The sequence below is a fragment of the Burkholderia sp. Ax-1724 genome, from assembly GCF_011752995.1.
In the GTDB taxonomy this organism is placed as follows: Bacteria; Pseudomonadota; Gammaproteobacteria; order Burkholderiales; family Burkholderiaceae; genus Paraburkholderia.
This window is the reverse complement of sequence record NZ_VWWL01000010.1, coordinates 138,156-158,716: the sequence shown is the minus strand read 5'-3', so window position 1 is coordinate 158,716 and position 20,561 is coordinate 138,156. Positions and strand designations below refer to the sequence as shown.

16 protein-coding genes are annotated in these 20,561 nt (G+C 65.7%); 10 read left to right on the top strand and 6 right to left on the bottom strand.

The genetic code is table 11. The features are described from left to right. Nucleotides 1-252: 252 nt before the first annotated feature. Complete coding sequence (locus F3J19_RS14005; RefSeq protein ID WP_167042244.1) at nucleotides 253-906, bottom strand: pyridoxamine 5'-phosphate oxidase family protein; 654 nt, start codon at nucleotides 904-906, stop codon at nucleotides 253-255. 405 nt (nucleotides 907-1,311) lie between these two features. On the opposite strand from F3J19_RS14005, the gene F3J19_RS14000 reads away from it, so the two are divergent. Together F3J19_RS14000 and F3J19_RS13995 are read left to right on the top strand one after the other, a co-directional pair. Next, nucleotides 1,312-2,433: an MFS transporter gene (locus F3J19_RS14000; RefSeq protein WP_240158949.1), complete on the top strand. Its 1,122-nt coding sequence runs from the start codon at nucleotides 1,312-1,314 to the stop codon at nucleotides 2,431-2,433. Between the two features lie 258 nt (nucleotides 2,434-2,691). Continuing rightward, nucleotides 2,692-4,452, top strand: coding sequence for a collagen-like triple helix repeat-containing protein (locus tag F3J19_RS13995; RefSeq protein ID WP_167042240.1), 1,761 nt, complete (start codon nucleotides 2,692-2,694; stop codon nucleotides 4,450-4,452). A 360-nt stretch (nucleotides 4,453-4,812) separates the two neighbouring features. Here the strand turns inward: F3J19_RS13995 and F3J19_RS13990 are convergent, their stop codons facing one another. Continuing rightward, nucleotides 4,813-5,958 (bottom strand): branched-chain amino acid ABC transporter substrate-binding protein, encoded by a 1,146-nt coding sequence (locus tag F3J19_RS13990; RefSeq protein WP_167042238.1) that lies wholly within the window; start codon nucleotides 5,956-5,958, stop codon nucleotides 4,813-4,815. Between the two features lie 641 nt (nucleotides 5,959-6,599). Continuing rightward, nucleotides 6,600-7,709, bottom strand: a complete 1,110-nt coding sequence (locus F3J19_RS13985; protein ID WP_167042236.1) for a nitronate monooxygenase — start codon at nucleotides 7,707-7,709, stop codon at nucleotides 6,600-6,602. A 319-nt stretch (nucleotides 7,710-8,028) separates the two neighbouring features. Between F3J19_RS13985 and F3J19_RS13980 the strand changes: the two genes are divergently transcribed. Together F3J19_RS13980 and F3J19_RS13975 are read left to right on the top strand one after the other, a co-directional pair. Beyond that, complete coding sequence (locus F3J19_RS13980; protein WP_167042234.1) at nucleotides 8,029-8,727, top strand: dienelactone hydrolase family protein; 699 nt, start codon at nucleotides 8,029-8,031, stop codon at nucleotides 8,725-8,727. Nucleotides 8,728-8,954: 227 nt separating this feature from the next. Then, nucleotides 8,955-10,496, top strand: a complete 1,542-nt coding sequence (locus tag F3J19_RS13975; protein ID WP_167042232.1) for an amidase — start codon at nucleotides 8,955-8,957, stop codon at nucleotides 10,494-10,496. Between the two features lie 77 nt (nucleotides 10,497-10,573). On the opposite strand, the gene F3J19_RS13970 is transcribed toward F3J19_RS13975, so the two are convergent. From F3J19_RS13970 to F3J19_RS13960, 3 genes are all read right to left on the bottom strand, one after another. Further along, on the bottom strand, nucleotides 10,574-10,885 hold the full coding sequence (locus tag F3J19_RS13970; protein ID WP_167042230.1) for a high-potential iron-sulfur protein: 312 nt from the start codon (nucleotides 10,883-10,885) through the stop codon (nucleotides 10,574-10,576). A gap of 230 nt (nucleotides 10,886-11,115) precedes the next feature. Continuing rightward, nucleotides 11,116-12,222, bottom strand: coding sequence for an NAD(P)/FAD-dependent oxidoreductase (locus tag F3J19_RS13965; RefSeq protein ID WP_167042228.1), 1,107 nt, complete (start codon nucleotides 12,220-12,222; stop codon nucleotides 11,116-11,118). Nucleotides 12,223-12,649: 427 nt separating this feature from the next. Further along, on the bottom strand, nucleotides 12,650-13,627 hold the full coding sequence (locus F3J19_RS13960; RefSeq protein ID WP_167042226.1) for an AAA family ATPase: 978 nt from the start codon (nucleotides 13,625-13,627) through the stop codon (nucleotides 12,650-12,652). A gap of 349 nt (nucleotides 13,628-13,976) precedes the next feature. Between F3J19_RS13960 and F3J19_RS13955 the strand changes: the two genes are divergently transcribed. From F3J19_RS13955 to F3J19_RS13930, 6 genes are all read left to right on the top strand, one after another. After that, nucleotides 13,977-14,591, top strand: a complete 615-nt coding sequence (locus F3J19_RS13955) for a hypothetical protein (protein WP_167042224.1) — start codon at nucleotides 13,977-13,979, stop codon at nucleotides 14,589-14,591. 76 nt (nucleotides 14,592-14,667) lie between these two features. Then, a complete protein-coding gene (locus F3J19_RS13950) occupies nucleotides 14,668-15,465 on the top strand; it encodes an endonuclease/exonuclease/phosphatase family protein (protein ID WP_167042222.1) in 798 nt (265 codons plus the stop codon). A gap of 586 nt (nucleotides 15,466-16,051) precedes the next feature. After that, nucleotides 16,052-16,822 (top strand): ferredoxin--NADP reductase, encoded by a 771-nt coding sequence (locus tag F3J19_RS13945; RefSeq protein ID WP_167042220.1) that lies wholly within the window; start codon nucleotides 16,052-16,054, stop codon nucleotides 16,820-16,822. A 430-nt stretch (nucleotides 16,823-17,252) separates the two neighbouring features. Next, entirely contained in the window at nucleotides 17,253-18,152 is a 900-nt protein-coding gene (locus F3J19_RS13940) for an ATP-binding protein (protein WP_167042218.1), read from the top strand. Between the two features lie 10 nt (nucleotides 18,153-18,162). Further along, nucleotides 18,163-18,819 (top strand): response regulator transcription factor RqpR, encoded by a 657-nt coding sequence (rqpR, locus tag F3J19_RS13935; protein ID WP_167042216.1) that lies wholly within the window; start codon nucleotides 18,163-18,165, stop codon nucleotides 18,817-18,819. Between the two features lie 289 nt (nucleotides 18,820-19,108). Beyond that, nucleotides 19,109-20,500, top strand: a complete 1,392-nt coding sequence (locus F3J19_RS13930) for an amino acid permease (protein ID WP_167042214.1) — start codon at nucleotides 19,109-19,111, stop codon at nucleotides 20,498-20,500. Nucleotides 20,501-20,561 lie beyond the last annotated feature (61 nt).

Below are 20,561 nucleotides of genomic sequence, written 5' to 3'. Positions count from 1 at the left end.
CAAAAAGTTTCGGCACCGTAGCGGTATCCACACGATTAGCTTTCAATTAGCTGATTTCGCATGTTGCTGAAAAACTCTCGGCGAAGCGCATATTTATGCGATTAACTAGCAGCAAATGCTATTTTGAGATCGCGAATTCGCATCAACATTTCACGCTATGAGAACTTTCATCGCAATAAGCGCTTCTATTGAGATAGAGCCGAAGACAAAAGCAGTGGCCGATGTCCGGGGTTTTCCCAAAAACAATAATGCTTAATGCGCATATCGCTCGATGCAAACTTCGAGCGCCGCATGCAATGTTTCAGCGTCCAATCGCGCGCCGTCGAATGTGCAGCGGCGACGCATACCCGCCTGTTTCAGATCGACGCCATAGCGGTCGATGCCTAGAAATTCCACGCCTTCCGTGCCGCTCAACCGGCGGCCGAATTCGTCGAGCAGCGCGTTCTCCTCATCGGCGCCGAGCGGCGGCAGCGCATCGAGTTCCGCCCCGTCGAGCCAGCCCATCGCGCCAAATCCGCCGATATACCGCAGGCGTTCGATCTGCATCGTCCAGAACGAGAAATCGCCGAGCATCAGATAGCGCTCCGCTTCCGGGTGATATCGCAGGTAGCGCCGCACGAACTCCGGGGCCGGCTCGAAGGTGCCGAGCAGCGTGGCGCGCTGGCCGCCGAGGACGTCGCCGTCGGGTGCGTCCACCGCCAGAAAGCCGGCGCGCGGGTCCGCGAGCAGGTTATGCGTGTGCTCGGCGAGCCGGCTAATGAGAATAGTCGGACGATGCCGCGCGTCCGGCGCGAACGGCAACACCGACGGATACGGAAAGCCCCCGGGCCCGCGCGCATGCGTGGCGAGCGTGCCGACGGCGGCCGTGTGCAACAGGTGCAGCGGAGCATGAGCGGGAATGTTCAAGTCGACGTACCTCGATGAATGGGCGACAGGCGGAGCGGCGCACGAAGACGGCAGCAAGCTCGCGGAACGCCGTGGCAACCCGCATGGACGGCACGCCTGCCACGACATTGCGGCAAACGGCATGACACGGGCAAACGGCCGGCACATCGCCCATAAAAAACCTGGCGACGCACTCCGCCGCCCTGCCACACGGAGCTCGCGCCATCGTACGTGCCCGGCTCCGGCCTTCCAAGCATAGGACAGCATGCTTCGATAAAATCTCAAGTCCGCTTTCAATGCGCCTTCATACGCGCCCCCCGTTTCGAGACCTTCGTGCCCGACCAACCCGCCTCCGAATTCGCCGTCCTGCCCGTTGCCCATCGCGACCTGCCCGTCACCGCGCGGCAACGGGCCCGCGTCGCCACGATGGCGCTGTTTTTTATCGCCGGCATGATGTACGCGTCGTGGGGCGTGCACGTGCCGACCGTGCGCGACCGCTTCCATCTGAATGCGGCCATGCTGTCGTTCGCGCTGCTGGCCGTCGCAGGCGGCTCGATCGGCGCGATGGTGACCAACGGATCGTGGATCGCGCGCGTCGGCACGCGCCGCGCCTGCCTTGCGGGCGGCCTCGCGATGGCCGCCTGCGCGGCGCTGATTCTGGTCGTGCCGTCGTACGGGCTCCTGCTGGCCGTGCTGGCGATCTTCGGCGCCGGCATGGCCACGCTCGACGTCGCGATGAACGCCGAGGCGAGCGCCGTCGAAAAAGCGCTCGGCAAGCCGATCATGTCGTCGCTGCACGGCATGTTCAGTCTCGGCGGGATGTTCGGCGCGGCCGTCGGCGGGGCGCTGCTCGCGCGCGGCATGGCGCCCGCCCTGCACCTGCTGCTCGCGGCGGCGGTGAGCGCGCTCGTGCTTCTGCTGGCGTGTCCGTCGGTCCTGCCGCACGTGCCGCACGCCGAGCATCCCGACTCGGCGACGCCGCGCACGAGCCGCTGGCGCTCGCCAGCGCTGTGGGCACTCGGCGCGATGGCGCTCGTCGCGCTGATCGCCGAAGGTGCGATGTACGACTGGGCCACGGTCTATATGCGCGACGTCGTGCTCGCGACACCCGCACTCGCGAGCGCCGCCTACGCAGCGTTTTCGGGCGGCATGGCGGCGGCGCGTTTTGCCGGCGATGCGGTGCGCGCCCGCTTCGGCGCGCCGCAGCTCGTGATGATGAGCGCCGCGCTCGCCTGCGCGGGCATGGTCGACGCGCTGCTGCTGCCGAATCCGGTTGCCGCGCTGGTCGGCTTCGCGCTGCTCGGCCTTGGCCTCGCGAACATGATGCCGGTGCTGTTCGCGGCGGCCGCGAGCGTGAAGGGCATCCACGCGGCCGAAGGGCTCGCGCACGTCGCGGGGCTCGCGTATTTCGGCTTGCTGCTCGGGCCGGTCATCATCGGCGCGGTCACGCAGATGACCAATCTGACGATCGGTCTGTCGGTCGTCGCCGTGTGCGCCGCGTCGATCGCGCTCGTCGGCCCGAAGGTGCTGCGGCGTTTGAAGATCTGAGCCCAGGGCACGCCTGCCGTGTGTCGACGTTCTTCATGTCATATGAAACCCGCCGGCTTACGTTACGTTACGCGCGGCCCCGCGCGCCGCTGTGTTCCCCGACACATCGCTGCCCGGAACTGTCTCGCCCGCCCGCGCAAAAACCATCAACCTGTTGATTTATATATATTTTCATCTCTCACCAGGTCGCTTAAAAAAATGGCATAGTCTTTGCAGTTAGCTCCCTCAGCAATTTCCATATTACGAGGGGAGCGGAACATGCAATGCAAACTCAAACTAACGGCCGTCGCGCTATGCGTGACGTCAATGATCGTCCTCACCGGATGCGGTAGCACGCTGACAACCGGCACAGGTAGCCTCGGCGGCGGAGGCGCGGGTGGTTCGAGCAGCGGTTCGTCCAGTGGTTCCAGTAGCGGTTCGAGCAGTGGCTCATCCAGCGGCTCCAGCAGTGGCTCGAGCAGTGGCTCGTCCAGCGGTTCGAGCAGCGGTTCGTCCAGTGGTTCCAGTAGCGGCTCGAGCAGTGGCTCATCCAGCGGCTCCAGCAGTGGCTCGTCCAGCGGCTCCAGTAGCGGTTCGAGCAGTGGCTCGTCCAGCGGTTCGAGCAGCGGTTCGAGCAGCGGCACAGCCAGCGCCAACCCCGTTGGCGTCGTCGTGCAGAACACCGGCAACGTCGTCACCGCAGCCGGCCAAACCGTCTCCGCGGTCGGCAGCCAGATCGGCTCGACGTCGCTTCCCGGCACCAATGCAGCGACCACCACCGCGCTCGGCAACGTCGTGTCGAATCTCGGCAGCGGCGTGACCGCGCTCGGCACCGGCGTCGCGAACGGCCTCGGCCAGCTCGGCAATTCGACCGATCCGCTCGGCACCACGCTCGCCAGCAGCGGCAACCTCGTCTACAACGCGGGCCAGGCCGTCAACAGCGCCGGCCAGCTCGTCACGAGCCTCGGCAGCGGCCCGACCACGGCGCTGAGCCCGCTGACGACGCCGCTCGGCACGGTCGTATCGACGGTCGGCAATACGGTCAGCAGCGTCGGCACGCAGCTCGGCACGACGCTATCGAACGGCCCGATCCAGCAGGTCACGCAGACGCTCAGCACCGCGATCACGCCGATCACCTCGACGCTCGCGCAGACGACCCAAACCGTCGGCGACACGACCGGCCTCGGCGCGCCGCTGAACGGCCTGCTGTCGACGCTCGGCCACGGACTCGATAGCGCCGGCAGCAAGATCGGCAGTGCAACCGGCAACCCCATCGGCCAGAACCTCGGCAACGTCGTGACGAAGCTCGGCGACACGGTCACCTCGGCGGGCGGCCTGCTCACCGCGGGCAGCGCGAGCAGCGGCAATCCGCTTGGCGGCCTCACGGGTCTGCTCGGTCTGGGTGGCAGCAGCGGTACCTCGGGCAACCCGCTCGGCGGTCTCACGGGCCTGCTGAGTCTCGGCGGCAGCAGCGGGACTTCGGGCAATCCGCTCGGCGGTCTCACAGGCCTGCTGAGTCTCGGCGGCAGCAGCGGGACCTCGGGCAATCCGCTCGCACCAGTCACCGGTCTGCTGACGACGGTCACCGGCACGCTGACGGGCGGCCTGAGCGGCGGCAGCGGCGGCAACAGCCCGCTCGCACCGCTGACCAGCGTCGTCTCGACGCTGACGGGTGGTCTCGGCGGCCTTGGCGGCACCGGCGGCTCGGGTAGCCCGCTTGCGCCGCTGACCAATGTCGTGAGTTCGGTAACGGGCACGGTCACCGGCGTTCTGGGCGGCGCGACGTCGAGCGGCGGCAGCAACCCGCTCGCGCCGGTGACGACGCTGGTGTCGTCGCTGACGGGCACGCTCAGCGGCGCGACGACGGGCGGCACGTCATCGGGTAGCGGCAGCGGCAATCTGCTCGCGCCGGTCACCGGCCTGCTGACGACGGTCACCGGTACGCTGACGACCACGGTAGGCGGCGTCACGGGTGCCGCGGGCGGCAGCTCGGGTGGCGGCCTGCTCGGCGGCCTCGGCAACCTCGCGGCGAAGAAGTGATAACCAAGAACAACGACAGCAGATAAAGGCGCGATAACCAGAAGCGCCGCAGGGAGGGTGGCGAGCCGGGCAACCGGCTCGCCATTTTTTTATCTGCGTACGCTTGATGAAGGTTCGATGAACACCCTGCGCTCCCGCGGTCGACAGGCACTCGAACCGCGGCGAACGCATGCCGGCTTGCAAGTCCAGCAGCGTGCGCAAGCCGGTTCGGTGTCCGTAGCATGGCGATGCGCGAAAGAAGCCATCGCGTGGAAATACGGAAAGCGAGCATAAAAGAAAAGGCACGCGAGCCTCACAGCGCGCGTGCCTTTTTAACAGCGAACCGAAGACGGCGCAATGCCGTCCCCGCTCACATGGAATTTACATCTTCACGACGTCGAGCAGCGTCTTCTTGCCCTGCTTGTAGTTGTACAGCGAGATCACGCCGTGCTGCAGGTCGCCCTTCGAATCGAAGGTCGTTTCGCCGATCACGCCCTTGTAGTCGGTCGTCGGCATCGCGGCCAGGATCTTCGCCGGATCGGTCGAGTTCGCGCGCTTCATCGCGTCGACGATGATGTACACCGCGTCATACGTGAACGGCGCGTAGATCTGGATCGGCTGGCCGAAGCGCTTCTCGTACTTCGTTTCGAACGCCTTGCCGCCCGCCATCTTCTCGAGCGCCATGCCGGCTTCCGAGCAGACGATGTTGTCGGTTGCGTCGCCGGCCAGGTCGGACAGCTTGTCGGTACACACGCCGTCGCCTGCCAGCACCTTCGCGCGCAGGCCGAGCTGCTTGGCCTGCTTCGCGAACGGGCCGCCGGTGGCATCCATGCCGCCGTACATGATCGCGTCCGGGTTTTCGCCCTTGATCTTCGTCAGAATCGCGCGGAAGTCGACGGCCTTGTCGTTGGTCGCGTCATGCGACACCACGTTCAGGCCGAGCGCCTTGGCGGTCTTTTCGAATTCGTTCGCGAGACCCTGGCCGTACGCGGTCGAGTCGTCGACGATCGCGACGGACTTGATCTTCATGTCCTTCGCGGCGTAGTTGGCGAGTGCCGGACCCTGCTGCGCATCAGTCGCCACGACGCGGTACGTCGTCTTGAAGCCCTGTTGCGTGTAGGCCGGGTTCGTTGCCGACGGCGAAATCTGCACGATGCCCGCATCGCTGTAGATTTTCGAAGCAGGGATCGAGGTGCCCGAGTTCAGGTGGCCGACCACGGCGACGACCTTGTCGTCGACGAGCTTCTGGGCGACCTGCGTGGCGGTGCGGGGGTCGGCCGCGTCGTCCTGGGCATCGAGTTGCAGCGTGATCTTCTGGCCGCCGATCGTGAGGCCCTTCGCGTTGATTTCCTCGACGGCGAGACGCGCGCCGTTTTCGTTGTCCTTACCCAGGTGAGCGATACCGCCAGTCAACGGCGCAACGTGACCGATCTTGACGACCGTGTCGGCCGCGGCCGATGTTGCCAACGTCGCGAACAGCATCGCCGCAGCGCTGATCGGCAACAACTTTTGAATTGTGATGTTCATGTATGTCTCCATTTTCGGTCAAAACAACGTAATCGCCCTGTGCCCCGCTTCCCCAACTCGTGTCGCTCAGTCCCGTGGACGATCACGCCGGTTGCATCGTTCATGCACTTGGCCAGTACGCTTGCCTGACTGTTTGTGACAGTTGGCAAACCGTACTTGCGCGCAAGTGTAGGTCATCAAATTAATTTGGGGGAATTTTTTGAGAAAGTGGGAAGAACACTAATAGCGCGTGTCCCGCAAGCGTCGCTCGCGGCCTCGGCGAATGGGCCGGAAAGCGCCAGCCCATGCGGGTTTCCGCCAATTGAGGGGGTTCGCCGCGCGGGAGGTTTTAGCGTTTTTTCTGGTTCGAATCGGGAATAATTCGAAGGATTTTTCAACTCGATAATGAGGCGCGCCGCACATGCTTATTAACGGATTCAGTTCGCATTGCAGGCGCGCCAGCGCATCTCTGAATCAGTCGCCGGAGCGACTGCGGAAGTGGGCGCGGAATCGGTCACGGATGTGGTCACCAAGCGGTCATGAATGCGGTCAAAACCGCAGCCACGCATGCAGTCACTGAATGCGGTCGCCGGCGCGGTCACAAACCCGTCAACAAAACCGGCCACGAAGCCAATCGCAAAGCCGGTCGCACAATCAGCGCTTCACGAGCGGCGCTCGAACGCGGCGATACGCGCGGTCGCCGCGCGCCATTCCTGCTCGAGTTGCGCCATCAGTTCGGCGGCGCCGAGACCTTCAGGACGCGCGCGGCCGAGCGGCGCGCCCTGCCCCGCCCACAGCGACAGGTAATCGCCGTTCTGCGCGCGGCCCGCGTTTTGCCGCAGCTCCTGCGTCAAGGCGTTTTGCACGGGATACGGCGCGATCCGCTGCGCCTCTTCGCTCAAACGTTGCATCAACGGATTGCGGATGCCGCGCGCATGACGGCCGGTGATCGCGCGCGTCACCGTAGTCGAGGTGTCGGACATGCCGCGCACGCGGGTTTTCCATACGGCGGGAATCGCGCTTTCGCGGCTCGTGAGAAACGCGGTGCCCAGCACCGCCGCCTGCGCGCCGAGCGCAAGCGCCGCGACGATGCCGCGGCCGTCCATGATGCCGCCGGCGGCCAGCACCGGCAGCCCGCTCGCGTCGACGAGTTGCGGCACGAGCGCCATCGTGCCGATGAGCGCATCCTCGGCCGCACCGATGAAGGTGCCGCGATGCGCGCCCGCCTCGGCGCCTTGCGCGGCGATCGCATCGGCGCCCGCGTCGCGCCACGCGACACCCTCGGCGACATGCGTCGCAGTCCCGATCACATACTGGCCGTTTGCATGCAAACGATCGACATCGGTGGCGGCCAACAGTCCGAACGTCAAGCCCACCACCGGCACGCGCAATTCGATCAGCGTTTCGAACTGCGCGCGGAAGTCCGGCGCATAGCGTTCGAGCGCCCGGCCGGGCGGCAGGCCGAGATCGGCGCGCAGCGGATCGATCGCGTCGAGCGCGCGGCGCACGGTGGCTTCGTCCGGCGAGGCGGGATCGAGCACGAACAGGTTCACACCAAAGGGCCGCGTGGTCAGTTCGCGAATCGCCGCGACTTCGCTCGCGATCTTCTCCGGCTCGAGCGCCGCACCCGCGAGAAAACCGAGCCCGCCCGCATTCGACACCGCCGCGACCATCGCCGGCGTGGTCGCGCCGCCCGCCATCGGCGCCTGCACGACCGGCACGCGCATCTGAAAACGCGCCGCAAACGGCGTCACAAAATTGCCCTCATTCATGATCGGTTTCCTTTCCGGCGCGAGGCCGGCCATATCTGTGCAACAGGCTCACAACACGTTCGCGTGATGCGCCTGCCGGCGCGAGCCGATACGGCCGACTCTACCCATATGCGCGCCGCCGGAGAAATGAATTATCGAGAATGTTTCAATCGCCTGACGAGAATCGTGGCGTGCGAAGCAAGCCGCAAGGCCCCGCCCAGCCCTGCTGCAAGGCGGTTCTTTTGATGGCACACTAAGCGCCCGCCCGAGGCCGGCCGGCCTTTGGCGTTCCGACTACCCCGACGTCGCGCGGCGCCCGCGCGAGTCAATGGAGAACAGCATGAGCACGACTTCCCGATGGATCGACATCCCCGCCGGCAACGACAGTTTCGGCGGCTACCTGGCGCTGCCGAAAGGCGGCAAGGGACCGGCCGTCATCATCATTCAGGAAATCTTCGGCGTGAACAGCCATATCCGCTCGGTCGCGGATCAGTACGCGCAGGACGGCTATGTCGCGCTCGCCCCGGACGTGTTCTGGCGCGTGCAGCCGCGCGCCGAATTGACGTATGAAGGCAAGGACCGCGAAAAGGGCATCGAGCTGATGCAGAAGACCAGGCTCGACGACGCGGTCGCCGACATCGGCTCGGCCGCCGCCGCTTTGCGCGCGCTGCCGGAAGTGACCGGCAAGGTCGCGGCGATCGGCTATTGCTTCGGCGGCCGCCTCGCGTACCTGGCCGCCGCGGCCGGTTCGCTCGACGCCGCGATAGCCTACTATGGCGGCGGCATTCACACCCATCTGGACAAAGCCGCCAGCGTCAAGGTGCCGATGCAATTCCACTACGGCGAGCTCGACGCGCACATTCCGCTGTCCGATATCGGCCAGATTCAGGAGCGCTTCGCGGGCCGCGCCGACGTGCAGTTCAACATCTACCCGAACGCCGATCACGGCTTCAACTGCTCGGACCGCGCCTCGTACAACCAGCACGCCTCGGCCTTGGCGCACGGCCGCACGCTGACGTTCCTCGGCGAGCGCATGTAGGGAGTGCGGCGGGTCACGCCGGGCGCGTCACTCGGGTACGCTCGGCAAGACGGCGGGTCGGCGACACGCCGTCTTTTTCATGGGCAACCCTCAGCGAGACAACGCGCAACCCGGCGCAGCGCTTCATCGCCCGCGCGGACAGCCGGCCCGACTCGACGCGGCCGCCGCCTGCAGTCGACACCCGCAGTCGACGCGCAACCCAAACCGACAACGAGGCTTCCTACGCCGTGCACTCAGACTATCTCGCTCATGACGCCATCGGCCTCGCCGAACTCGTACGCACACGTCAGATCAGCGCGCGCGAACTGGTCGACGTCGCGATCTCGCGCACCGAAGCCGTCAATCCCGCGATCAACGCGGTCGTCCTGAAGGACTACGACGCGGCACGCCAGCGCGCCTCGCGCGACGACGCCCGCCGCGACGACAATGCGCATGGCGCCGGGCGCCTCGACGGCGCGGACAACGCACACGCGGCGCTCGCCGGCGTGCCGTTTCTGATCAAGGACCTCGGCGCGCCGATCGCCGGGTTGCGCATGGCGATGGGCAGCCGTCACTATCGCCACTTCGTTCCCACCCAGGATGCGCCCGTCGTCACGCTCGCGAAAGCGGCGGGCCTGAACATCTTCGGCAAGACCAGCACGTCCGAACTCGGACAGATGCCTTATACGGAACCCGAACTATTCGGCGCGTGCCGCAATCCGTGGAATCTCGATCACACGCCGGGCGGTTCGAGCGGCGGCGCGGCGGCCGCGGTCGCCGCGGGCATCGTGCCGCTCGCGCATGCCTCGGACGGCGGCGGCTCGATCCGCATTCCGGCTTCGTGCTGCGGACTGTTCGGCCTCAAGCCGTCGCGCGGACGCGTGCCGCGCGCGAGCCCGCCGACCGCGGGCGAACTCGGCATCGATCACGCGATATCGCGCAGCGTGCGCGACAGCGCGCTGCTGCTCGATCTGCTGTCGGGCCACGCGGAGCGGCCGAGCGGCGCGCCCGGCACGTTTCTCGGCGCGACGCTCGACGCAACGCGCGAGCCCTTCAAACCGCTCAACATTGCTTACGTGACAGAGCCGATGCTCGCGCCGTCGCTGTCCGCCGATGCGCGCGCCGCGCTCGACGACGCCGCGCAACTTGCCAGCTCGCTCGGCCATCGTCTCGAACCGGTGTCGCTCGGCATCGATTTCGCGGCGGTCCGTCAGGCGTTTCTCACGCTGTGGTCGGTCGTCGCCGACGACATCGTGCTGAACGCGGAGCGCATCAGCGGCCATAAGCCCGTGCGCGGCGAGTTCGAAATTTCGACGTGGGCGATGGCGCACATCGGCCGCAAGCTTGGCGAACAAGGCTTGCCGGCAGCGCTCGAAGAACAGCGCCGCATCACCGAACGCCTTACCGATCTGCTGAACCGTTACGACGTGCTGCTGTGCGCGACGCTCGCGGCCGCGCCGATCAAGATCGGCGAGATGCAGCCCACGCAGTTCGAGCGCGTGCAGATGCGCGCGGTCACCGCGGTGCCGTTCGAAGGGCTGATGAAGAAGCTGCTGCTCGAAGCGTCGAACAAGGCGTTCGCGTGGGCGGGCTGCACGGAGCTATTCAACCTGAGCGGGCAACCGGCGATGTCGGTGCCGCTCTACTGGAATGCGCGCGGGCTACCGATCGGCGTGCAGTTCGCCGCGCGCAACGGCGCCGAAGCGACGCTGCTGCGGCTCGCCGCGCAACTCGAAGCGGCGCGGCCGTGGTTCGACCGGCGGCCGCCGCTGCTGAACGCGCGGCGATAGGCCGCCATCGAGAGTGCGCCGCGATGCTGCGGCGCACTCTCGCGCAAACCGGCCAATAACGTTGGCCCCGGCTTGCGTCAGGCCTTCTTGTTATACGCGCTGCACCACCCCTTCGCCGACACCTGCTTGCCCGCGAACATCGGACAGGCGCCGTAGGCATCGCCCGCCTTGCCCTGGAAGAAACTGCAGTTGCCGCAGTCCTGGCCTGCCGCGTATTTCGCGAACTTCGCCTTGTCGACTTTGCTTGCATCTTCCTTGTAGCCGAGCGCCTGCGCGGTCGGATCGGCTTCGGTGACCTTCGGCGCATCGGCAAACGCCTGGCGCGACAGCGCGAGCGTCGATGCCACACCAATACTGGTAATCAGAAACGTACGACGGGACGATCTCATGGGGACTCACTCCATTTATATTGAACTAACGCCGTTCTGATGACGACGGTCCCCAAGCATAGCAACGAAGCCCGCGCGCGTGATGACTCAAATGGTGGAGATAAGCGGTTCGGTACGGGGAAGCGGTGCGAGCGGACCGGTGGAATGGGCCGCGACGCGAGGCAAGGCGCGACACTACGCCGCGCGCATTCGAGGTGCATCCGGAGCACACCCGCGCGCCGCGCGAAACATCAGCCGCGCCCGGCCAGCTCGCAAACGCGCTGCGCAATCGCGAGCGATGCCGTCAAACCCGGCGACTCGATGCCGAACAGATTGACGAGCCCGCGCACGCCATGCGCGGCCGGCCCCTGGATCACGAAATCGGCGGCGGGCTCGCCGGGACCGGACAGCTTCGGACGAATGCCCGCATACGCGGGCTGCAATGCGTCGTCGGGCAGCGCCGGCCAGTACGTGCGAATCGCCGAGTAGAAGGAGTCCGCGCGCCGCGGGTCGACGTTGTAATCGATCGTGTCGACCCATTCGACGTCGGGACCGAAGCGCGCCTGGCCGCCGAGATCGAGCGTCAGATGCACGCCGAGGCCGGCCTCGTTCGGCATCGGATAGATCAGGCGGCTGAACGGCGCGCGCCCCGAGATGCTGAAGTAGCTGCCGCGCGCGAAATAGAGCGGCGGCACATGCCGCGCATCGAGTCCGCGAATCCTGCGCGCGAGCGCGTTCGCGTGAAGGCCCGCGCTATTGATGACGCACGCGGCGCTGACCGTGGTCGACGCATTGCCGCCGACCGTGACGACGAAGCGCCCGTTGCGCGCCTCGATCGCCTGAACCGGCGCGTGAAACGCGCACACTGCGCCGTCGCGCTCGGCGTCGCCCTGCAACGCGAGCATGAACTGGTGACTGTCGACGATGCCCGTCTGCGGCGAAAACACCGCCTCCACGCATTCGAGCGCCGGTTCGAGCGCCTGCGCCTGATCGCCGCTGATGCGCATCAGGTCGAGCACACCGTTGTCGCGCCCCTTGGCCATGATGCTTTCGAGCTGCGGAATCTGGCTGCGCGACGTGGCGACGAGCAGCTTGCCGCAGCGCGAATGCGGCACGTTGCGCTCGACGCAGTAGTCGTACAGCATTTCGCGGCCGTGCACGCACAGCGCGGCCTTCAGCGAACCGCGCGGGTAGTAGATGCCCGCGTGAATCACTTCGCTATTGCGCGAGCTGGTGCCCACGCCGATCGCCTCGGCCGCTTCCAGCACGATCACCTCGCGCCCGCGCGCCGCCAGCGCGCGCGCCGTCGCGAGGCCGATCACGCCGGCGCCGATCACTACGCATTCGATCTGATCCATATCCGTTGACGCGGCCTGCTGCGCCGCGCGCTGCCTCGTTCAGCCGATGGAGAGGAAGACAGGATGCCGCGCCTGCGTGCCGCGGTCCGCTCGCTGCCGAACGCCGCCGTCGAGCCCATGGCGCCACCTCTGTCCGCTCGTATCCTGCTACCCCTGTCACGCAAAATTGTACGACGCGGTACAGACAGAAATGCCCGCAGTTCGCTCAACTGCGGGCATTTCTGTCTCGGGCGCGCACACGATGCGGCGGTCGCAAAGTTTCAGTGTATGTCGCCTGACGGCTCGGTGCCGATTTACCTGCCCAAGATGTATCTCAAAAACAGCAATAATTGCTGCGACATTGATGTCGCACGACGTATGAATTGCCGCCTGTCGCCCGTCAAAGTGAGAAAAAGGCCGTTTTTTATCCAAAAAATGGCCCGAAAACTCAAAAACCAATCGGTTTTCGCCGGTTTCCGTAATCGAGGCGAATATCGGCGGGCTCGATCTCGTCGCGGCCCGCGATCCGCGCCGCCCCGAAGCCGTTCAGGATCGCGCGGCGCATTTCCCGCGGCGAGGCGCGCTCGAGCGCGTCGAGCGTCGCGTCGCCGAGCAGCGCCGGGAAGCGCAGCCCCCAGGTGTGCGCCGAGCGGATCTCGTCGTAGATCGATTGCGCGATACGCCGCGCGCCGTCGTGGTCTGGCGGCGCAATCTCGTACACGTTCATGCGGTTCAGGATCGGCTCGGGAATCGCGCGCTCGTCGTTGGCGGTCGCGATCCAGATCACGTTGCCGGCATCGATCGGAATCTCGGCGAATTCATCGATGAAGCTTTGCGCAGTGTCGTGTTCGAGCAGCGCGTAGAGCGCGCCGAGCGGGTCGTATTGCGAGTCGCCGGTGGCCTTGTCGATCTCGTCGACCGTCATCACCGGATTTGCATAGCTGCCGTTCACGAGCGCATCGAACACCTTGCCCGGCTTCGCGTTCTTCCATTGCGACGACGCGCCCGACAGAATCCAGCCCGCCGTCAGCGAACTCATCGCGACGTACTGGTAGGCGGTGCCGAGCAGGCGCGCGAGCTGCTTCGCGAAATGCGTCTTGCCGATGCCGGGGTCGCCGAGCAGCAGCATCGGCATCAGTTCGAGCCGGTCTTCGGTTTCGAGGCACAGCGCGACCTGCCTGCGGATGTCGTCGAGCGGTGCGGAAAAATTGGGCAGCGCGTCGAGCAGATCGTCGATCGACGGCATGCGGTTCGGCTTCACGCAGAAACGCAGATTGCCGGTCTTCAGCATCTTCTCGTAGGTCGCGCGCAGCGCCTCGCTCGCGCCCTCGCCGAGACCGTTCAGCGCGGCTTCGACCTGATCGAGGTCGTACACCCGGCTGAACGAGGCCACGGCGATTTCCTGTTTGACCATTGCTGTCGTCATCGCTCACCCCGTCTTGCTGGTCCTGCTGCGGCGGCGCCTTGTGAGCGCCGGCTCAGGACCAGTGTAACGGCGGCGTGATTGCGTGCAAGCCAGCAGTCATGCGGCTCTGCTGCTAACAGCGCGGGCGTTTCAGGTGCGCCGCCGCGGCGCTTTCCAGCGGCCTCGAACGATTGTTTCGAAGATTCCCGTCCTTATCTGAAATGCATTGTTGCTGAACCGCTTTCCCGTTCGACGGGTCAGAAAACGTTGCGGCCATCAGGGGTAAGATGGCTCTCTGACCAACCGGCCACCGGCCTCGCAACTTACCTGCCCACTATACGGGCCGACGCCGTGAGCGGAGATTCCTTCCATGTGGAAAACCAGTATCGTGGCCATGCTGCTTGGCGCTTCGTTGCTCGCACACGCGCAACAACGGCCGGCGCAGCAGGTCGTGCAATGGCAGTTGCAGGTGATGCAGGACGATCAGCAGGTCGACTCGTTCGAGGGCACCACCACCGTCGGCCAGGCGCACACGGATACGCATCATCGGGTCGTGCAGCATCACGTCGGCTGCAAGGACCAGCCGGCCGGCAGCATCGATCTGTCGCGCACGCTGACCGTCTCGCCGCTGCGCGTGGACCCGGAGGGCGTGACGATGTCGATCGAGACGCAGGAAACGCTCGAAGACGCCGCCCCCCAGCGCACCGACATCGGCTGCAAGCTGCCGCCGCAACCGCGTCTGGTGAGCGGAAGCCATCCGGGCCTCGTCGTGCCGCCGGATCAATGGGCGAGCTGGACGATCGTTGCAAGCAATCCGAAGCTGGTTTACCGCTTGCATGCGAGCGTGGTCGCGAACGGCAATGACGGTACGAACGGCAGTGCGAATGACGGTGCGAACGGCAGCGCGGCCGGTGCGCCGAACGGCGATGCGAACGGTAGTCCGAACAGCCACGCCGCCAGTACGCCGAACGGCGCATCGAACTGACCTGGCCGACATGCACGGCGCCCCCGAACAACGCATCCTATCGAAGCCTTCAAACAGAACACGTGGATAACGCGGCATGCGAAACCCAGAAGAATTGATCCGCGAGAATCTCGCGCCGAACGATTTCGTCGCGGTGAGCTGGAACCTGCACAAGGGCCGCACGCCGCTCGGCTTTCAGGCCTGGCAGGCGATGCAGCGCTGGGTCCAATCGACCCACGCGGACGCCTATTTCCTGCAGGAAGCGATGGCGCGGCGCATGCCGTCGCCGGTATTGGCGAGCAGCTTCGGCGCGCCGATGGACGATCCGCTGACCGACGTCTGGCACTGCCAGGCGACCGAGATCGCCCGCTCGCTCGAACTCGAAGTCGCGCTCGGGCCGAACGTGTTCAAGCCATCGTGGCGGCATGGCAATGCGATTCTGTCGCCGCATCCGCTCGATCTCGGCGGCCGCTGGGACATCTCCGCGCATCGCTTCGAAAAGCGCGGCCTGCTGGTCGCGCGCGCGACCTTCGGCGGGCGCCTCGTCACGCTGCTGTGCGCGCATCTCGCGCTGACACGCCCGGCGCGCCTGCGGCAGATGAACTGGATCGCGCACTGGATCGCCAAGGAAGCGCCCGACGGTCCGCTCGTGCTGGCCGGCGATTTCAACGACTGGCGCAACGACTCGGTGCCGCTCTTTCGCGAACACGGCCTGCAGGAAGTCGCGACGCTGCTCGGCGAACCGGCACGCACGTTTCCGGCGTTCTCGCCGGCGCTGTCGCTCGACAAGATGTTCGTGCGCGGCATGCAGCCGGTCGAATGGATCCAGCCGACGCAGGAGACCGCGTGGCTGTCGGACCATTTGCCGTATATGGCGCGCTTGCGGCTCGAATGAGAATGAGCCGGACGGTTATTTTGCGCGTCTGGCGTCATCAAAGCATAGACGTCAAAAATCCTTTTCTTATAAAGCCCTAGCTCGCCATGTGGCACTTCACAACGGTAACTGTGTACCTAAAAAAATCACTAAGCGGACAGCGTAAACACCTGCAAGCCCCCGCACGCACCCCGCCGCCGGCGCTGCCTTGCCCGCCCCGTTTGCCAGTTTTATCAGCAGGGTCAATGCTGCAGCGCAAGCCGCCTTTCGGTATGATCTCGAAATTGTCGTCCGCGCGGCGCGCTGCTTTCGCGCAAGCCGGACAGCCGATGGCAGCCGCCCTGCGCGGCACTCGCCGAATCGCCGTACCCCGCTGAAGCACGGCCGCACTCACGCCAACGTACTTTGCGACGCCGGACAGCCGGTGGCGCCGCTTGCCTGGCGGCAACCCGCTTCGCCACGCTCAACCGCCGCGGCCCGCCCAGTAGGCGCGGTAAAATAGCGGATTGCGCGTGATTCCCGACCACGGGTTAGCGCAGCATCGCCCTTGCCGTGCCGGCCGGCTCAGACGACTGGCCGCCTTTGTTTTCGCACTATCCAAGAAGCCATGAGCAACCTCAATTCACAAACCGTCCTGAGCGTCCATCACTGGACCGATACGCTTTTCAGCTTCACCTGCACGCGCGACCCGTCGTTCCGCTTCGAAAACGGCCAGTTCACGATGGTGGGCCTGCCGGTCGACGGCAAGCCGCTGATCCGCGCTTACAGCCTCGCCAGTGCGAACTACGAAGAACATCTCGAATTCCTGAGCATCAAGGTGCAGGACGGCCCGCTCACCTCGCGTCTGCAGCACCTGAAGGTCGGCGACGAAGTGCTGATCGGCAAGAAACCGGTCGGCACGCTGGTCGCCAACAACCTGCTGCCCGGCAAGACGCTGTGGCTGCTCTCCACCGGCACGGGCCTCGCGCCGTTCATGTCGATCATCAAGGACCCGGACATTTACGACCGCTACGAGCGCGTGGTGCTCACGCACACCTGCCGTTTCGTCGACGAACTCGCGTACAAGGAATACATCACCGAGCACTTGCCGGCACACGAGCACCTCGGCGAGCTGGTGCAGGAAAAGCTGCTGTATTACCCGACCGTCACGCGCGAGGCGTTCCAGAACCGCGGCCGCATCACCGAGCTGATCGAAACCGAAAAGCTGTTCGCCGACCTCGGCGTGCCGGGCTTCTCGCTCGAAAACGACCGCATCATGCTGTGCGGCAGCCCGCACATGCTGCGCGACACGCGCAAGCTGCTCGACGACGCGGGCTTCAAGGAAGGCAGCAACAACGACCCGGGTCACTACGTGGTCGAAAAGGCCTTCGTCGGCTAGGCAGGCAACACTATCCGCGGCCTTTCGGCGCCGCGAATCCCGCAAAAAGGAGCCTCCGGGCTCCTTTTTTGTTGCCGTTACAAATCGCCGTGAATCATTTCACTTTCCCTGTCGGCATTATTCCTACAGACGGCGATGCGAAATACATCAAGCAAAGTATGAAAAATCGTCGCTAACCGTTGGTGTGACTGCATTTTTTCTTTTTTTGAGATATTATCGCGCCGCCAGTTACGACGAATCGGCTAGCCTCTCATGGTCCGACCTAGTTGTTACCGAATGTAAATTTCGTTACGTTCCGGCATAGTGATCTGTCTGTTTCACGCTCGCGCGACGGACGCACCCGAAGGCCTGAGAATCGCATGCGTTCTTCCTTCGCGCTGCCTGTCCGCGCCCGCTTCGCTGTCCGCATCGCGTCCTGAGAGGGAAAATCATGGATTCGTCGACTGCCGTCCCGTTCAACGCGCCGCCGGCATCGCCCGCAGCGCGTGATGGCGTCGACGCGCCGTCGCGCGCCGCGGTGCGCGAGCTGGAACAACTGCGCGCGCGGGTGCGCGAACTGTCGGCCGAACTCGTGCAGGCACAGGAAAGCGCGCGCCGTCACGTCGCTCGCGAACTGCACGACGGCGTCGGCGCCGAGTTGACCGCGACACGCTTCGCGCTCGCCGGCATCGAAACCTGGCTGCCCGCCGACGCGCCACCGCAGTGCTCGGCCGCACTCGCGGTCGCGAACCGCTCGCTCGACGCGGTCTGCGCGGCAAGCCGCGAGGCCGTCGCGCAACTGCACGCGCCATCGTTCGAGGCCGGCGTCGCCGGCGCGCTCGCGCGCTGGGTCGGCGCATTCGCCACCCGTACGCACTTGCGCGCCACCTTCACCTGCGCCGACGATGCGCGGCTCGCGCGCCTGTCCGCCGACGCGGCGCTCGCCGTATTCCGCGTCGTCCAGGAAGCGCTGAACAATATTGCGAAACACGCGCGCGCGAGTTGCGCCGACGTGCGCCTCGAAACCAGCACGCGCCACCTGACGCTGCTCATCGGCGACGACGGCATCGGCCTGCCGCGCGGCGCGCGCCAGCGCAGCGGACAAAGCGGGAAAGACAGCCCAAGCGGCCACTTCGGCCTTGCCGGAATGCAGGCGCGCTGCGCCGCATTCGACGGCACGCTGCGGGTGAGCGCCCGGCGCGCCAGCGCCGGCCACGCCGACGTCAGCCCCCTCAGCCCCGGCAAGGCTGGCAGCAAAGCCCCGCGCGGCACTCTCGTGCAGGCGAGCTTCGCCTGGGACGCGCTGCTCGCCCCCGCATCCCGCGCCGGCCGGCGCGCGCTGCAATCGTGAGCGCGCCATCATGAGCCTGCGCATCCTGCTCGCCGACGATCACGCCGTGGTCCGCCAGGGTGTTCGCCAGTTGCTGCTCGACCGAGGCGTCGCGCGCGAAGTCGCCGAGGCGAAAACGGGCGCGGAAGCGCTCGACGCGCTCGGCCAGCAGAGCTTCGACGTCGTGCTGCTCGACATTTCGCTGCCCGACATGAACGGCGTCGAAGTACTCAAGCGCCTGAAGCGCAAGGCGCCGCGCGTGGCGGTCCTGATGTTCTCGATGTACCGCGAGGACCAGTACGCGGTGCGCGCGCTGAAGGCCGGCGCGTCCGGCTATCTGTCGAAAACGGTCGACGTCGAGCAGATGATCGGCGCGATCCAGCAGGTCGCCGCGGGCCGCAAATACGTGAGCCCGGCAATGGCCGAGGCGCTCGCCGATTACGTGTCGTTCGACGGCGAGCAGCTGCCGCACGAAAAACTGTCCGACCGCGAATACCAGACGCTGTGCATGCTCGCATCGGGCAAACGGCTCACCGACATCGCGGCGGCGCTGTCGCTGTCGGTGAAGACGGTCAGCGTGTACCGCACGCGGCTGCTCGAGAAAATGAAGCTGCGCAACAATGCCGAACTGACGTTCTACGTCATGAGCAACCGTCTGGTCGACCTGAATCCGGCGATGGCGGGCTGAACGCTCGCCTCGCGCGTGCAACGATCCGCCCTGAAAACGCGCCGCGCCGCGTAGCCGGCATGGGGAGAAACTCCCACCCGATTCGTCGTCGATTCGGTAAAAGCTTTATCCCCGCTTGCGCTCCGCGCGCAAACCTCTCCTCGAAGTCCTGCCCTCGCGGGAGTTTCCGCCCGCCCCCGCCCCACGTCACGGCGCATCCGAACAGGGATCTGGCACCGATCCGCTAGAATGCCGGGTTTTTCCCGACATTCGGCGCGCAACACGCGTGCACTACTGGAGACCCACGCCAATGTCCCTGTTTCGCAAAAAGAGCGTCGAGCACATGCTCACGGCGAGCGCTCAAAACGCCGGCCTGAAGAAGGCGCTCGGCGCGCTCGACCTCACGTTCCTCGGTGTCGGCGCCATCATCGGCACCGGCATCTTCGTGCTGACCGGCACAGGCGCCGTGCAGGCCGGCCCTGCACTGATGCTCTCGTTCGTGATCGCGGCGATCGCCTGCGGCTTCGCCGCGCTCGCCTACGCCGAATTCGCCTCGACGATTCCGGTCGCCGGCTCGATCTACACCTACTCGTACGCGACGCTCGGCGAACTCGCCGCGTGGATCATCGGCTGGGACCTGATGCTCGAATACGGGCTCGCGACCTCGGCGGTCTCGGTCGGCTGGTCGGGTTATCTGCAGTCGCTGCTGTCGGGTTTCGGCGTGTCGCTGCCGATGGCGCTGACCGCGGCTCCCGGCGCCGTCCCCGGACACGACACGCTGTTCAACCTGCCCGCGTTCCTCGTGATGATGGCGATCACCACGCTGCTGTCGCTCGGCGTGCGCGAATCCGCGCGGATCAACAACATCATGGTCGCGATCAAGGTAGTCGTCGTGCTGCTCGTGATCGGCGTCGGCGTGTTTCACGTCACGCCGGCCAACTGGCATCCGTTCATGCCGAACGGCTGGAGCGGCGTGTTCGGTGCGGCCGCGGTGATGTTCTTCGCATTCATCGGCTTCGACTCGGTATCGTCGGCGGCCGAGGAAGTGAAGAATCCTAAGCGCGATCTGCCGATCGGCATCATTGCGTCGCTCGGCGTCTGCGCGGTGCTGTATGTCGCGGTCGCGGCGGTCGTCACCGGCATCGTGCCGTCGGCGAAATTCATGGGCATCACGCACCCGGTCTCGTATGCGCTGCAACTGGCGGGGCAGAACTGGGTTGCCGGCTTCATCGATCTCGGCGCCGTGCTCGGCATGCTGACCGTGATCCTCGTGATGGGCTACGGACAGACGCGCGTGATCTTCGCGATGTCGCGCGACGGCCTGCTGCCCGCGAAGCTCTCGAAGTTGCATCCGCGTTTTGCGACGCCGTTCTTCACGACGTGGCTCGTCGGCCTCTTCTTCGGCCTGATCGGCGCGCTCGTGCCGCTCAACGTGCTCGCCGAACTCATCAATATCGGCACGCTGGCCGCCTTCTCGATGGTGTCGATCGCGGTGCTCGTGCTGCGCAAGACCCACCCCGAGCTGCCGCGCGCGTTCCGTTGCCCGGGCGTGCCGGTCGTGCCGGTGCTCGCGGTCGCCTCGTGCCTGTTTCTGATGATCAATCTGCAAGGCGTCACGTGGATCGCGTTCGTGATCTGGCTGCTGATCGGCATGGCGATTTACTTCGGCTACTCGCGCCGTCATTCGAAACTGGCGAAGTAACGCTCCGCTTTGGCCAAGCCGCGCGAGTGGGCTGAATGCTTGCGGCGGCGGCCGGGTTGGG